Consider the following 13,932-nt stretch of genomic DNA (forward strand, 5'->3'; position numbering starts at 1 on the left):
GATCAAAGATTTGCGGAGTACGTCATGGCCATCGCCGTTCCCCTGAACGAGGGCGCCAGCCCCACCTTGAAGCAGAAGCTCAAGCGCGCCGAGCGGGTCAACCGCTGGAAGGCCCAGGCGTTGATTGCGCCGCTGGTGCTGTTTCTGTTGCTGGTGTTCCTGGTGCCGATCGTGGCGCTGCTCTATAAAAGCGTCGGCAACCCGGAAGTGGTCGGCGGCATGCCGCGCACCGTGGCGGCCATCGCCAGTTGGGACGGCCGTGGCCTGCCCGCTGAGCCGGTGTACAAAGCGGCCGGCGAAGACCTCGCCGAAGCGCGCAAAAACCAGACGCTGGGCGATCTGTCCAAGCGCTTGAACATGGAGTTGGCCGGCTATCGCAGCCTGCTGACCAAAACTGCCCGGGCGCTGCCATTTGCCGGCGAACCGGCCTCCTATAAAGAAGCTCTCGAAGCGCTTGATGAGCGTTGGGGCGATCCGGCCTACTGGCAAGCGGTCAAACGCAACACCAGCAGCATCACGCCTTACTACTTGCTGGCGGCGGTCGATCACCGCATCGACGATCTCGGTGAGCTGGCCCCGGCCACGCCGGATCAGGCGATCTACCTCGACATCTTCGCCCGGACTTTCTGGATGGGCCTGGTCATCACCGTGATCTGCCTGTTCCTCGCCTATCCACTGGCTTACCTGCTGGCGAATCTGCCATCGCGGCAGAGCAACCTGCTGATGATTCTGGTGCTGCTGCCGTTCTGGACCTCGATTCTGGTGCGGGTCGCGGCGTGGATCGTGTTGCTGCAATCGGGCGGGCTGATCAACAGCGCGCTGATGGCGATGGGCATCATCGATAAACCGCTGGAACTGGTGTTCAACCGCACCGGGGTCTACATCTCGATGGTGCACATTCTGCTGCCGTTCATGATTCTGCCCATCTACAGCGTGATGAAAGGCATCTCGCCGACCTACATGCGCGCTGCGATTTCGCTGGGTTGCCATCCGTTCGCCAGTTTCTGGCGGGTGTACTTCCCGCAGACTTATGCCGGCGTTGGCGCCGGTTGCCTGTTGGTGTTCATCCTCGCTATCGGCTACTACATCACCCCGGCGCTGCTCGGCAGCCCGAACGATCAGATGGTCAGCTACTTCGTCGCGTTCTACACCAACACCAGCATCAACTGGGGCATGGCCACTGCGTTGGGCGGCTTGCTGCTGCTCGCGACCGTGGTGCTTTATCTGATCTACAGCTGGCTGGTGGGCGCCAGTCGCCTGCGCCTGAGCTAAGGGGAATTTGAAATGCTGAGTCCTTACATGTCGCCCATCGAACGGGTGTGGTTCTACAGCTTGCGGATTCTCTGCGGCCTGATCCTGCTTTTCCTGATTCTGCCGGTGCTGGTGATCGTGCCGCTGTCGTTCAACTCTGGCAGTTTCCTGGTGTATCCGCTGCAGGGCTTTTCCCTGCACTGGTATCAGGACTTCTTCGCCTCGGCGGAATGGATGCGTTCGCTGAAGAACAGCATCATCGTCGCCCCCGCTGCGACCGTGCTGGCTATGGTCTTCGGTACGCTGGCCGCGATCGGCCTGACCCGTGGCGATTTCCCCGGCAAGGCGCTGGTGATGGCGCTGGTGATTTCGCCGATGGTGGTGCCGGTGGTGATCATTGGTGTGGCGAGTTATCTGTTCTTCGCACCGCTGGGACTGGGTAACAGCTTCTTCTCGCTGATCGTGGTGCACGCGGTGCTGGGTGTGCCGTTCGTGATCATCACCGTGTCGGCGACGTTGCAGGGTTTCAATCAGAATCTGGTGCGGGCGGCGGCCAGTCTCGGCGCTTCGCCGTTGACCACCTTCCGCCGGGTGACCCTGCCGCTGATTGCACCGGGGGTGATTTCCGGGGCGTTGTTTGCTTTTGCGACGTCGTTCGATGAAGTGGTGGTGACGCTGTTCCTCGCCGGCCCTGAGCAAGCGACGCTGCCACGGCAGATGTTCAGCGGCATTCGCGAGAACCTCAGCCCAACGATTGCGGCGGCGGCAACCTTGTTGATCGCGTTCTCCGTCATCCTGCTGTTAACCCTGGAATGGCTGCGCGGTCGCAGCGAGAAATTGCGTACCGCGCAGGTCTGACGCTGTACGTGGTCAAAACTGTGGGAGGGGGCTTGCTCCCGAAAGCGGTGGATCAGTTGAAGTAGATGTCGACTGACCCGCCGCTTTCGGGAGCAAGCCCCCTCCCACAGGGAATTTGTGTCGTATGCGAAGTTTTGTGTCATTCATGGGGTGAATGCCAGACAACCCCAAATCCCCAGCTAACCTTGTGCTCAGCTCCCACATCTATAAGAGGCTGCGCACGATGAGTCTGTCTCAGTTCAAAATCGCTCACAAACTGATCACCGGCGCCGGGGCCATCGAGCAACTGGCGGCGGAACTCACGCGGCTGGATATCGACAACCCGCTGATCGTCACCGACGCCGCGCTGGTCAAGTCCGGCACGGTGGAGCTGGCGCTGTGCCAATTGGGCGGGCGCGAGTATGAGATTTTTGATCGGGTGCTGCCGGACCCGGAAATCGCCATCGTCGAAGATTGCATGCGTGTGTACCGCGAGGGCGGGCACGACGGCTTGATCGGCCTGGGCGGCGGCAGTGCCATCGACATCGCCAAGAGTGTTGCCGCGTACGCCGGTTATCACGGCGCGCTGGAAGACCTGTTCGGCGTCGATCAGGTGCCGCGCAAAGGCCCGCCGCTGATCGCTATCCCGACCACCGCCGGCACCGGCTCGGAAGTGACCAACGTCGCCATCCTCTCCGACAAGGTCGCGCAACTGAAGAAAGGCATCGTCAGCGACTACCTGTTGCCGGACGTGGCGCTGGTCAGTCCGCAAATGACCCTGACTTGCCCGCGCAGCGTCACCGCCGCCAGTGGTGTCGATGCGCTGGTGCATGCCATCGAATCCTATCTGTCGGTCAACGCCTCGCCGATCACCGATTCGCTGGCGCTCGGCGCAATCAGGTTGATTGCCAGGTCGCTGCCCAAGGCCTACGCCAATGGCGGCAATCTGCAAGCCCGTGAAGACATGGCCACCGCCAGCCTGATGGCCGGCATGGCGTTCGGCAACGCGGGGGTCGGCGCGGTGCATGCGTTGGCGTATCCGTTGGGCGGGCGTTTCAACATCGCCCATGGCGTCAGTAATGCGTTGCTGCTGCCTTACGTCATGACCTGGAACAAGATGGCCTGCGTCGAGCGCATGCAGGATATCGCCGAAGCCATGGGGGTGAAGACCGCTCATCTGAGTGCCACGGAGGCGGCGGATAAAGCCGTGCAGGCGATGACCGAGTTGTGCGCGGCGGTGGAAATTCCGCCCGGGCTGCGCAGTTTTGGCGTGCCGCAAGAGGCGATCCCGGCCATGGCCGTGGAGGCCGCGGGAATCGAGCGGTTGATGCGTAACAACCCGCGCCAGCTCAGCGCTGCGGATATCGAGAAGATCTACCGAGCGGCGTACTGATCATCGCGGTCACGGTGCGCGCACGGAAACTTGAGGTATACAATGCGCGCCATCGTGATTTAGCTCAGAAAAGGTGCGTCATGCAGCCCTTCGTAATTGCTCCGTCGATTCTCTCCGCCGACTTCGCCCGCCTCGGCGAAGAAGTGGACAATGTTCTGGCCGCCGGTGCCGACTTCGTCCACTTCGATGTCATGGACAACCACTACGTGCCGAACCTGACCATCGGCCCGATGGTCTGCGCGGCACTGCGCAAGTACGGCATCACCGCGCCGATCGACGCGCACCTGATGGTCAGCCCGGTGGATCGCATCGTCGGCGACTTCATCGAGGCCGGCGCGACCTACATCACTTTCCACCCGGAAGCCACGCTGCACGTCGATCGTTCGCTGCAACTGATCCGTGAAGGCGGTTGCAAGTCCGGCCTGGTGTTCAACCCGGCGACCCCGCTGGACGTACTCAAGTATGTGATCGACAAGGTCGACATGGTCTTGCTGATGAGCGTCAACCCGGGCTTCGGCGGGCAGAAGTTCATCCCTGGCACCCTCGACAAACTGCGCGAAGCGCGGGCGATCATTGATGCCTCAGGGCGTGACATCCGTCTGGAAATCGATGGCGGGGTCAACGTCAACAATATCCGTGAAATCGCTGCGGCCGGTGCTGACACCTTCGTCGCTGGTTCGGCGATCTTCAATGCGCCGAACTATCAGGAAGTCATCGACAAGATGCGCTCCGAACTGGCGCTGGCGCGCCCATGAGCGGTTTTGAGCAGTTGTTCCCGGGGCAACTGCCACGGTTGGTGATGTTCGATCTGGATGGCACGTTGATCGACTCGGTTCCCGACCTGGCGGCCGCGGTGGACACCATGCTGCTCTCCCTCGGCCGCAAGCCTGCCGGCATCGAGGCGGTGCGCGAGTGGGTCGGCAATGGCGCACCGGTGCTGGTGCGCCGGGCGTTGGCCGGTGGCATCGACCACTCGGCGGTGGACGACGTCGAGGCCGAGCACGCGCTGGAAGTGTTCATGGAAGCCTACGGCGCGAGTCATGAGCTGACGGTGGTCTATCCCGGCGTGCGCGACACCCTCAAGTGGCTGCACAAGCAGGGCGTGGCCATGGCGCTGGTCACCAACAAGCCGGAGCGCTTCGTCGCGCCGCTGCTGGATCAGATGAAGATCGGCCGCTACTTCAAGTGGATCATCGGCGGCGATACCCTGCCGCAGAAGAAACCTGACCCGGCCGCACTGTTCTTCGTGATGAAAATGGCCAACATCCCGGCCTCGCAATCGCTGTTCGTCGGCGACTCGCGCAGCGACGTGCTGGCGGCGAAAGCGGCGGGGGTCAAATGCGTGGCGCTGAGTTACGGCTACAACCATGGCCGGCCGATTGCCGAAGAGTCCCCGGCATTGGTGATCGACGATCTGCGCAAGCTAATTCCCGGTTGCCTCGGTACAGCCGCTGAGATAACTTTGCCCGACGCTTCTCAATCTCCTTCTGGAAACGCCATCGTGGTGGTCACCCGCAAACTCTGGATGAAAGTCATCAAGGCTCTGGCCCGCTGGCGTTGGCGCGCCTGACTGGTTCCTGGCCGGCTTGCCGGCGCGTTTGCACACCTGACTGTTAGCACCTCACACCACGAGGCACCTCATGATCCGCGAAGAATTCCTGCGCTTGGCCGCTGACGGCTACAACCGCATTCCGTTGGCCTGCGAAACCCTGGCCGACTTCGACACGCCGCTGTCGATCTACCTGAAACTGGCCGACCAGCCCAACTCCTACCTGCTCGAATCGGTGCAGGGTGGCGAGAAATGGGGCCGTTACTCGATCATCGGTCTGCCGTGCCGCACCGTGCTGCGGGTGCACGACCATCACGTGAGCATCACTGTCGATGGCGTCGAGACCGAAAGTCATGACGTCGAAGACCCGTTGGCTTTCGTCGAAACTTTCAAGGCCCGCTACAACGTGCCGACCATCGCCGGTCTGCCGCGTTTTAACGGTGGCCTGGTCGGTTACTTCGGTTACGACTGCGTGCGCTATGTCGAGAAGCGTCTGGGCAAATGCCCGAACCCGGATCCACTGGGGGTGCCGGACATTCTGCTGATGGTCTCTGATGCGGTGGTGGTGTTCGACAACCTCGCCGGCAAGATGCACGCGATTGTCCTCGCTGACCCGGCGCAAGCCGATGCTTACGAGCAGGGCCAGGCGCAATTGCAGGAACTGCTGGAGAAACTGCGTCAGCCGATCACCCCGCGCCGTGGCCTGGATTTCAGTAAGCAACAAGCGGCTGATCCGGTGTTCCGCTCCAGTTTCACCCAGAGCGACTACGAAAAAGCCGTCGACACCATCAAGGAATACATCCTCGCGGGCGACTGCATGCAGGTCGTGCCGTCGCAGCGCATGTCGATCGACTTCAAAGCCGCGCCGATCGACCTGTATCGTGCGCTGCGTTGCTTCAACCCGACGCCGTACATGTACTTCTTCAACTTCGGCGACTTCCACGTCGTCGGCAGTTCCCCGGAAGTGCTGGTGCGGGTCGAAGACAATCTGATCACCGTGCGCCCGATTGCCGGCACCCGCCCGCGTGGCGCCACCGAAGAAGCGGATCTGGCGCTGGAAGAAGACCTGCTGTCGGACGACAAAGAGATCGCCGAACACTTGATGCTGATCGACCTGGGTCGTAACGACACTGGCCGGGTTTCGGAAATCGGTTCGGTGAAGCTCACCGAGAAAATGGTCATCGAGCGTTATTCCAACGTGATGCACATCGTCTCCAACGTCACCGGCCAGTTGAAGGCCGGGCTGACCGCGATGGACGCGCTGCGGGCGATTCTGCCGGCGGGCACCTTGTCCGGTGCGCCGAAGATCCGTGCGATGGAAATCATCGACGAGCTCGAACCGGTCAAGCGTGGCGTGTATGGCGGTGCGGTCGGTTACTTCGCCTGGAACGGCAACATGGACACCGCAATTGCGATTCGTACCGCGGTGATCAAGAACGGCGAGCTGCACGTGCAGGCCGGTGGCGGCATCGTCGCCGACTCGGTGCCGGCGCTGGAATGGGAAGAAACCCTGAACAAGCGCCGCGCGATGTTCCGTGCTGTGGCCCTGGCCGAGCAGACCCCGGAAAGCTGAGTTCGCACAATTCCCCCGGGTGGGAGCGGGCTTGCTCGCGAATGCGGCCTGTCATTCAACATTAATGTCGACTGATACACCGCGTTCGCGAGCAAGCCCGCTCCCACATTGGATTGTGGTCTGGCATAAAAAAACGCGGCGCCCGTGAGGGCGCCGCGTTTTTTATGCCTACAGATCAGAAATCCAGACTGACCCCGACATTAACCCCCTGCTGGGTAAAGTCATCATCCTTGCGCACGTTGTAGCTGGCGCGTAATGCCAGGTCCGGAGTGAGCTTGTGGCTCACGCCCAGGTTCAGGCGATTGAGGTTGGTCTGCGGCTCGTAGCCTTCGAGCGTGAAGCGGTTGTTCGGCAGGCTGTTGAGGTTGATGGTCAGGTCCTGGCGGTCGTCGTTGTACTCACGCTCGTGAGCGAATTCGCCGAACACTTCGGTCTGCGCGGTGATCTGGTACTTGCCCTGGATACCCAGGCCCAGACGCCGCGAGTTGCGCGATTGGTCATCGAAGGTCAGCGCCGTGGAATCCGCACCTTTTTCCGAGTAGCCATCGACTTCGGTCTTGCCGAAATCGGCGCTGACGAACGGCGACAGGTGCCACGGGCTGCTGGCCTGCTGCGCGATGTCGTAGCCGATGCGGCCGCTGATCGCCAGCACATAACCGTCGGTATCGCCTTTCTCCCCGCGCTCGTTGACCCCCAGCTGGAATTTACGCTTGAGGCTGTCGTAGTCGAGTTTGCCGGCGGTCATCGCCAGATCGCCCCACCAGCGGTCTTGCTGATACTGGGCGAACGCGGTGCCCATGTAGGAATTGAGTTTGTATTCCGAGTCGGCGTCGCCGGCTTCGAGTTTCTGGTGGTAAAGACCTGCAGCCACACCGACACGCCAGGCTTCGTTGACGCGATAGCTGCCGCCGATGTTCAGGTTATAGCCGTTGCCATCGGCACTGGCTGCGCTGTGCTGGCCGTCGAAATCCTGATGCTGACCGCCACCGGCAACAATCGCCCGCCATTGGCCGATGCCCTGCCAGTTTTCCCAGTCGGCCAGCCATTGATTGCGCAGTTCATCCTGATGCGCGCGCAACGAACCTTGGGCCATTTCCGGCAGCAGGGTCAGCTCCCAAGGGGCGGCCAGCAGCGAGTAGGCGTAATCGGCAATCAGCCGCTGGCCGGCTTCGGTCGGGTGCACCGAGTCGTTGTAGATCAACTTGGTGGGATCCGGTGTGGCGCTGTTGATGCCGTATTTGGCGTTCTCGGTGCAGCTGTTGCCGCTGAAGCAAGTGGCCGTCAGGTTCTGGTCGGTCGCGAGGCCGAACTGCGCCGGGTTGGCGAAGGCTTCTTTGAGCAGTACCGGAATGTTCAGCGGAATGATTTCGGCGTTGATGCCCTGCAACTGCTTGACCAGTTCGGTATTGAACTGGGCGCTGAGCTGTGAGGTAAAGCTCTGTAGCGGCGAGCCGTTGATGGCTGGGGTCAGGCCGATGTCCGGCAGCAGCCAGACCATGATGTATTTGGCGCCGGCGCCTTGCAGCGTGCGGGCGCTGTCGGCCAGGCGATCGGCCGCCGAGCTGGCCTGATCGAGGCTGAGTACGCGGCCCTGAAGGAAGTCGTTGCCGCCCCCGGACAGGTAATACAGGGCGTTAGGATCGGCGCGGAAGCCGTTCGACGGCAGGTAACCGGAGCGGGTGCGTTCACCGGTGGCGGACTGCGTGGTGATCGAATCGAGAATCTGGTCGGTACGATAACCGCCAACCGCCCAGTTGTTGCCATCCGGCAGTCCTTCGCCGGCGCGCACGGCCGAGGACGAGGAGGCAGTCTGGTCGGGGCTGAAACCGAGTTTGCCACCGATGATCTGGGTGGCATTCAGGTCGCGGTTTTCCCCGGTGCCATCCTTGTACAGCGGGCCGGTGCGGTTGGTGTAGCGTTGCGTGGCGCCGGCCGGGCCACCGGTGTCCTTGAAGGTCCCGGCATCGTTCAGGCTGTCACCGAACACGATGAAGTTGGAATAGGGAGCGGGTGCTGCGTACGCCTGGGCGCAAGCCATGGCGAGCAGGCAACCGGCGAGCGGTACAAACAACGTCTGTTTGATCATGAGCAAGTCCGTTTATTTATTGTTGTAGGTGAACGAAACGACAGTACCAAAAACTCCCGGCGTTTTGCCATCGGTCGCGAAGCCTCCCTTAGTTTTGTCCCCCGTCGGCCCCGCCATATTGCACGCTCTGCCCAGCTAAGTTACTGTGCCGGAACGTATGAACGAGACCTTCCCCGTGTTGATCGTCAGCAAACTCCTGGATCAAGTCATCAAGGCACACGCCCGTTGGCGTTGGCGCGCCTGAATCTTTTCTGCCGGCCCGGCCGGATCTGTATCGCTTTGCCTTCCTTGCCCGTTTGAAATGCCGCTGTGCCGACGCCATCTGCGCGTCCGACATCGTGCAGCGCCCTGCGGGCTAGTGATTCGAAGGCTGTCTTCAAGTAAGAATTCAAGAGGTTCGAAACGCCATGTTGCTGATGATCGACAACTACGACTCCTTTACTTACAACGTCGTGCAATACCTCGGCGAGCTGGGTGCCGAGGTCAAGGTGGTGCGCAACGACGAACTGACCATCGCTGAAATCGAAGCACTCAACCCGGAGCGCATCGTGGTATCTCCCGGCCCGTGCACGCCGAGCGAAGCCGGCATCTCCATCGAAGCCATCAAACATTTCGCCGGCAAACTGCCGATCCTCGGCGTTTGCCTCGGCCATCAGTCCATCGGGCAAGCGTTCGGCGGCGATGTCGTGCGTGCCCGACAAGTGATGCACGGTAAGACTAGCCCGGTATTCCACGAGGACAAGGGGGTTTTTGCCGGTCTGAATCATCCGTTGACGGTTACCCGCTACCACTCGCTGATCGTCAAGCACGCGACTTTGCCCGAGTGCCTGGAGCTGACCGCGTGGACGCAGCACGATGACGGCTCGGTCGACGAAATCATGGGCCTGCGGCACAAGACCCTGAACATTGAGGGCGTGCAGTTCCACCCTGAGTCGATCCTGACCGAACAAGGTCATGAACTGTTTGCCAACTTCCTCAAACAAACCGGCGGCACGCGCTAAGGACTCCCATGAATATCAAGACAGCCCTGAGCCGTATCGTTGAACACCTCGACCTCAGCACCGAAGAAATGCGCGACGTGATGCGCGAAATCATGACCGGTCAATGCACCGAGGCGCAGATCGGCGCATTCATGATGGCGATGCGCATGAAGAGCGAGAGTATCGACGAAATCGTCGGCGCCGTTTCCGTGATGCGTGAGCTGGCCGACCAGGTCGAACTCAAGACCCTCGACGGTGTGGTCGATGTGGTTGGCACTGGCGGTGACGGTGCGAATATCTTCAACGTGTCGACCGCATCCGCGTTCGTCGTCGCGGCAGCCGGTTGCACCGTGGCCAAGCACGGCAACCGTGCGGTGTCGGGCAAGAGCGGCAGCGCCGACTTGCTCGAAGCCGCCGGCATCTACCTGAACCTGACGCCGGTGCAGGTCGCTCGTTGCATCGATAACGTCGGCATCGGTTTCATGTTTGCCCAGACCCACCACAAAGCGATGAAGTACGCCGCCGGCCCGCGCCGCGATCTCGGCCTGCGTACGCTGTTCAACATGCTTGGCCCGCTTACGAATCCGGCCGGTGTGAAACATCAGGTGGTGGGCGTGTTTACCCCTGCGCTGTGCCGGCCATTGGCCGAAGTCTTGCAGCGCCTGGGCAGCAAGCACGTGCTGGTGGTGCACTCGAAGGATGGTCTGGACGAGTTCAGTCTCGCCGCGCCGACCTTCGTCGCTGAACTGAAGAACAACGAAATCACTGAGTATTGGGTCGAGCCGGAAGACCTGGGCATGAAGAGCCAGAGCCTGCACGGCCTGTCGGTGGATGGACCGGAAGCATCGCTGGCGCTGATTCGTGACGCACTGGGCAAGCGCAAGACCGAGAACGGCCAGAAAGCTGCCGAAATGATTGTGCTCAATGCCGGTGCGGCGCTGTACGCGGCTGACCTGGCGACCAGTCTCAAAGAAGGCGTGGCGCTTGCGCACGACGCACTGCACACCGGTCTTGCTCGGGAAAAACTCGAGGAGTTGGGTGCCTTTACCGCGGTATTCAAAGTGGAGAATGAGGGATGAGTGTGCCGACGGTTCTGGAAAACATTCTGGCGCGCAAGGTCCAGGAAGTCGCCGAGCGCAGCGCTCGCGTCAGCCTGAGCGAGCTGGAAAGTCTGGCCAAGGCGGCCGATGCACCCCGCGGTTTTGCCCAGGCATTGCTGGCGCAGGCCAAGAAGAAGCAACCGGCGGTGATCGCTGAGATCAAGAAGGCCTCGCCGAGCAAAGGCGTGATCCGCGAGAACTTCGTGCCGGCCGATATTGCCAAGAGCTACGAGAAGGGCGGGGCGACCTGCCTTTCCGTACTGACTGATATCGACTACTTCCAGGGCGCTGATGTCTACCTGCAACAGGCCCGCGCCGCGTGCAAATTGCCGGTGATCCGCAAGGACTTCATGATCGATCCGTACCAGATCGTCGAAGCCCGTGCGCTGGGCGCCGACTGCGTGCTGTTGATTGTCTCCGCACTGGACGATGTGAAAATGGCCGAGCTGGCCTCGGTGGCCAAAGGCGTCGGTCTCGATGTGCTGGTGGAAGTGCACGATGGCGATGAGCTGGAGCGCGCACTGAAAACCCTCGACACGCCGCTGGTCGGGGTCAACAACCGCAACCTGCACACCTTCGATGTCAGCCTGGAAACCACCCTCGACCTGCTGCCGCGCATCCCGCGCGACCGTCTGGTGATTACCGAGAGCGGGATTCTCAACCGTGCCGACGTCGAGCTGATGGAAATCAGCGACGTCTACGCGTTCCTGGTGGGCGAAGCGTTCATGCGCGCGGAAAGCCCGGGTACCGAACTGCAGCGCCTGTTCTTCCCGGAGCGTGGTGTGCCGGTCAGTGGTTCGACCCTCGACTGATCTGCTTCAGACCGAGTCGACCCTTTCGCGAGCAGGCTCGCTCCCACAGGAAATGTATTATTGATGTGGGAGTGAGCCTGCTCGCGAAGGGGTCATAAGATTCACTACAGACTGCTCGTCTAACGGATTTCTTTATGACTCCAGTTTGCCTCCCCATCGAAGCCGGCCTGCAAGCCGAACAAGACTTGCTCGCTTCCGTCTGCGCCGGCGACGCCGAATTCGGCCTGCTGTTCTGGCAACCCAGCGATCGCGCGCTGGTCATGCCGCGCCGCCTCAATCGCCTACCCGGTTTCGAACAGGCCTGCGAAGTCTCCGCCGCTGCCGGTTGGCCAGTCTTGCTGCGCGAAACCGGCGGCGAACCGGTCCCGCAATCCGCTTCCACCATCAACATCGCGTTGGTCTACGCCCCACCCCGCAGTGAAGGCGATCTGAACCGTATCGAAACCGGTTACCGGCGTCTGTGCGATCCGATCTGTGAATTGCTGGATGAGTTGGGCGGCACGTCGTCGTTGGGTGAAATCGCCGGCGCGTTCTGCGACGGTCGCTTCAATGTTAATCTCGACGGCCGCAAGATGGTCGGCACCGCTCAGCGCTGGCGCCAGAGTCAGGGCGGTCAGCGTCCGGTGGGGCTGGTGCACGGGGCGATGCTGATGGATAACGAGCGCGAATCAATGGTCGCGGCGGTCAATCGCTTCAATGAAGCCTGCGGTCTGGAGCAGCGAGTGCGGGCCGAAAGCCACATCGCCCTGCATGAGAAATTCGCTGCGCCAAATGCGTTGGCGCGTCTCGATGAGCTGTTTCGTCTGATGCTGGCGCAGGTCTACAGCGCCTGAATAGCGCGCTTAGCGCGTGCCGAAGACCACCATGGTCTTGCCTTTCACATCGACCAGGTTGCGTTCTTCAAGATCCTTGAGCACGCGACCGACCATCTCCCGCGAACAACCGACAATTCGGCCGATTTCCTGACGCGTCACCTTGATCTGCATACCGTCCGGGTGGGTCATGGCGTCAGGTTGTTTGCACAACTCCAGCAGGCAACGGGCCACGCGACCGGTGACGTCGAAGAACGCCAGGTCGCCGACCTTGCGCGTGGTATTGCGCAGACGTTGTGCGATTTGTCCGCTGAGAACGTAAAGAATGTCTGGATCCTGCTGCGACAATTCGCGGAACTTCACGTAGCTGATTTCGGCGATTTCACATTCAACCTTGGTCCGCACCCAAGCGCTGCGTTGCTGTTCCTGACCCGCTTGTTCGAACAGGCCCAGCTCCCCGAAGAAATCCCCGGCGTTTAGGTAGGCGATGATCATTTCGCGACCGTCGTCATCTTCGATCAGGATCGTCACGGAACCCTTGATGATGAAGTACAGCGTGTCCGAACGGTCACCGGCGCAGATGATGTTGCTCTTGGCCGCATGGCGACGACGCTGGCAATGCATCAACAGCTTGTCGAGGTTCTTGATTTTGGGTGTGGGGGTAATAGCAACCATGGTTGTATCCCGAAAAGACTGCACGGTGATGTTTGATTTTTTTATGAGGCGCTGAAGGCGGTCGCTACACAGGCTGACAATTGGCGCCAGCGAATTGGCGCCAGCTTACCAGACACTTCGTCGAAAATTCGAGAAATTACCTACACAGCAAAGGCATCCGTCCTAGGAACGCCGGGCGCTGTCAGAGCAAAGGCCTGTGCTAAGCTGGCGACCCTTTTTTCTACAGTGGAGTCTTGGCGATGAAGGCACGCATCCAATGGGCTGGCGAAGCCATGTTCCTCGGCGAATCCGGTAGCGGTCATGTCATGGTCATGGACGGTCCGCCGGACGCCGGTGGTCGTAATCTGGGTGTTCGCCCGATGGAAATGCTCCTGCTGGGCGTTGGCGGTTGCAGCAACTTCGACGTGGTCAGCATCCTCAAGAAGTCGCGTCAGGCGGTTGAAAGCTGCGAAGCGTTCCTCGAAGCCGAGCGCGCGACCGAAGATCCGAAGGTGTTCACCAAGATCCACATGCATTTCGTGGTCAAGGGCCGGGGTCTGAAAGAAGCCCAGGTCAAGCGCGCCATTGAACTGTCTGCCGAGAAGTATTGCTCGGCCTCGATCATGCTCGGCGCAGCTGGCGTGGCGATCACTCACGATTATGAAATCGTCGAACTCGGTTGAACCGACATTCAACTATCATAAAAGCAGTGCAGACTCTGGCGATCCCTCGCTGACGTCTGCATAATGCGCCACTTTTTTCAGGGCAGTGATCGGTCAACCGATGGGTCATCCGCCTGAACAGATAACCAAAATCTTCATCTAGATGTGTTGTTAACCGTACTTATCTGGTGTGTTGTTAGAACTTGTCGTTTTTGGTTTATTT

General features: G+C 60.7%; 13 protein-coding genes. 11 read left to right on the top strand and 2 right to left on the bottom strand.

Going from position 1 to position 13,932, the window contains the following annotated elements; genetic code table 11:
- The first annotated feature begins 24 nt into the window (after window positions 1-24).
- The 6 genes from ACIOUG_RS19985 to trpE all read left to right on the top strand — a co-directional run bounded on the left by ACIOUG_RS19985 (window position 25) and on the right by trpE (window position 6,603).
- Window positions 25-1,272 (top strand): ABC transporter permease, encoded by a 1,248-nt coding sequence (locus tag ACIOUG_RS19985; RefSeq protein ID WP_401068044.1) that lies wholly within the window; start codon window positions 25-27, stop codon window positions 1,270-1,272.
- A gap of 12 nt (window positions 1,273-1,284) precedes the next feature.
- A complete protein-coding gene (locus tag ACIOUG_RS19990) occupies window positions 1,285-2,109 on the top strand; it encodes an ABC transporter permease (protein WP_003228811.1) in 825 nt (274 codons plus the stop codon).
- A 223-nt stretch (window positions 2,110-2,332) separates the two neighbouring features.
- A complete protein-coding gene (locus ACIOUG_RS19995) occupies window positions 2,333-3,481 on the top strand; it encodes an iron-containing alcohol dehydrogenase (protein WP_401068048.1) in 1,149 nt (382 codons plus the stop codon).
- 80 nt (window positions 3,482-3,561) lie between these two features.
- Complete coding sequence (gene rpe / locus ACIOUG_RS20000) at window positions 3,562-4,236, top strand: ribulose-phosphate 3-epimerase (protein WP_003228808.1); 675 nt, start codon at window positions 3,562-3,564, stop codon at window positions 4,234-4,236.
- Window positions 4,233-5,051 carry a phosphoglycolate phosphatase gene (locus ACIOUG_RS20005; RefSeq protein ID WP_401068051.1) on the top strand — a complete coding sequence of 273 codons (819 nt, stop codon included), beginning with the start codon at window positions 4,233-4,235 and terminating at the stop codon, window positions 5,049-5,051. The genes rpe and ACIOUG_RS20005 overlap by 4 nt, the downstream gene beginning before the upstream one ends.
- Window positions 5,052-5,121: 70 nt before the next feature.
- Window positions 5,122-6,603: an anthranilate synthase component I gene (gene trpE, locus ACIOUG_RS20010; protein ID WP_003228804.1), complete on the top strand. Its 1,482-nt coding sequence runs from the start codon at window positions 5,122-5,124 to the stop codon at window positions 6,601-6,603.
- A gap of 175 nt (window positions 6,604-6,778) precedes the next feature.
- On the opposite strand, the gene estP is transcribed toward trpE, so the two are convergent.
- Entirely contained in the window at window positions 6,779-8,689 is a 1,911-nt protein-coding gene (gene estP, locus ACIOUG_RS20015; RefSeq protein WP_401068054.1) for an esterase EstP, read from the bottom strand.
- A 407-nt stretch (window positions 8,690-9,096) separates the two neighbouring features.
- On the opposite strand from estP, the gene ACIOUG_RS20020 reads away from it, so the two are divergent.
- From ACIOUG_RS20020 to ACIOUG_RS20035, 4 genes are all read left to right on the top strand, one after another.
- The gene (locus tag ACIOUG_RS20020; RefSeq protein WP_401068057.1) at window positions 9,097-9,690 is read left to right on the top strand and encodes an aminodeoxychorismate/anthranilate synthase component II; all 594 of its coding nucleotides are present in this window, start codon (window positions 9,097-9,099) and stop codon (window positions 9,688-9,690) included.
- 8 nt (window positions 9,691-9,698) lie between these two features.
- A complete protein-coding gene (gene trpD / locus ACIOUG_RS20025) occupies window positions 9,699-10,748 on the top strand; it encodes an anthranilate phosphoribosyltransferase (RefSeq protein WP_401068059.1) in 1,050 nt (349 codons plus the stop codon).
- Window positions 10,745-11,581, top strand: coding sequence for an indole-3-glycerol phosphate synthase TrpC (trpC, locus tag ACIOUG_RS20030; RefSeq protein ID WP_108183973.1), 837 nt, complete (start codon window positions 10,745-10,747; stop codon window positions 11,579-11,581). The genes trpD and trpC overlap by 4 nt, the downstream gene beginning before the upstream one ends.
- Before the next feature lie 134 nt (window positions 11,582-11,715).
- On the top strand, window positions 11,716-12,414 hold the full coding sequence (locus ACIOUG_RS20035; protein ID WP_401068062.1) for a biotin/lipoate A/B protein ligase family protein: 699 nt from the start codon (window positions 11,716-11,718) through the stop codon (window positions 12,412-12,414).
- A 9-nt stretch (window positions 12,415-12,423) separates the two neighbouring features.
- Here ACIOUG_RS20035 and crp read toward each other — a convergent pair whose 3' ends face one another.
- A complete protein-coding gene (gene crp, locus ACIOUG_RS20040) occupies window positions 12,424-13,068 on the bottom strand; it encodes a cAMP-activated global transcriptional regulator CRP (RefSeq protein ID WP_401068065.1) in 645 nt (214 codons plus the stop codon).
- 239 nt (window positions 13,069-13,307) lie between these two features.
- Between crp and ACIOUG_RS20045 the strand changes: the two genes are divergently transcribed.
- A complete protein-coding gene (locus ACIOUG_RS20045) occupies window positions 13,308-13,730 on the top strand; it encodes an OsmC family protein (protein ID WP_401068067.1) in 423 nt (140 codons plus the stop codon).
- Window positions 13,731-13,932 lie beyond the last annotated feature (202 nt).

Origin of the sequence: Pseudomonas sp. NPDC087803 (genome assembly GCF_044742995.1) — a bacterium.
Lineage (GTDB): Bacteria > Pseudomonadota > Gammaproteobacteria > Pseudomonadales > Pseudomonadaceae > Aquipseudomonas.

Bases quoted from the DNA above. Each gene is read 5' to 3' on its own strand.
- ACIOUG_RS19985 (WP_401068044.1), top strand. From the start codon at position 25: ATGGCCATCGCCGTTCCCCTGAACGAGGGCGCCAGCCCCACCTTGAAG.
- ACIOUG_RS19990 (WP_003228811.1), top strand. From the start codon at position 1,285: ATGCTGAGTCCTTACATGTCGCCCATCGAACGGGTGTGGTTCTACAGC.
- ACIOUG_RS19995 (WP_401068048.1), top strand. From the start codon at position 2,333: ATGAGTCTGTCTCAGTTCAAAATCGCTCACAAACTGATCACCGGCGCC.
- rpe (WP_003228808.1), top strand. From the start codon at position 3,562: ATGCAGCCCTTCGTAATTGCTCCGTCGATTCTCTCCGCCGACTTCGCC.
- ACIOUG_RS20005 (WP_401068051.1), top strand. From the start codon at position 4,233: ATGAGCGGTTTTGAGCAGTTGTTCCCGGGGCAACTGCCACGGTTGGTG.
- trpE (WP_003228804.1), top strand. From the start codon at position 5,122: ATGATCCGCGAAGAATTCCTGCGCTTGGCCGCTGACGGCTACAACCGC.
- estP (WP_401068054.1), bottom strand. From the start codon at position 8,689: ATGATCAAACAGACGTTGTTTGTACCGCTCGCCGGTTGCCTGCTCGCC.
- ACIOUG_RS20020 (WP_401068057.1), top strand. From the start codon at position 9,097: ATGTTGCTGATGATCGACAACTACGACTCCTTTACTTACAACGTCGTG.
- trpD (WP_401068059.1), top strand. From the start codon at position 9,699: ATGAATATCAAGACAGCCCTGAGCCGTATCGTTGAACACCTCGACCTC.
- trpC (WP_108183973.1), top strand. From the start codon at position 10,745: ATGAGTGTGCCGACGGTTCTGGAAAACATTCTGGCGCGCAAGGTCCAG.
- ACIOUG_RS20035 (WP_401068062.1), top strand. From the start codon at position 11,716: ATGACTCCAGTTTGCCTCCCCATCGAAGCCGGCCTGCAAGCCGAACAA.
- crp (WP_401068065.1), bottom strand. From the start codon at position 13,068: ATGGTTGCTATTACCCCCACACCCAAAATCAAGAACCTCGACAAGCTG.
- ACIOUG_RS20045 (WP_401068067.1), top strand. From the start codon at position 13,308: ATGAAGGCACGCATCCAATGGGCTGGCGAAGCCATGTTCCTCGGCGAA.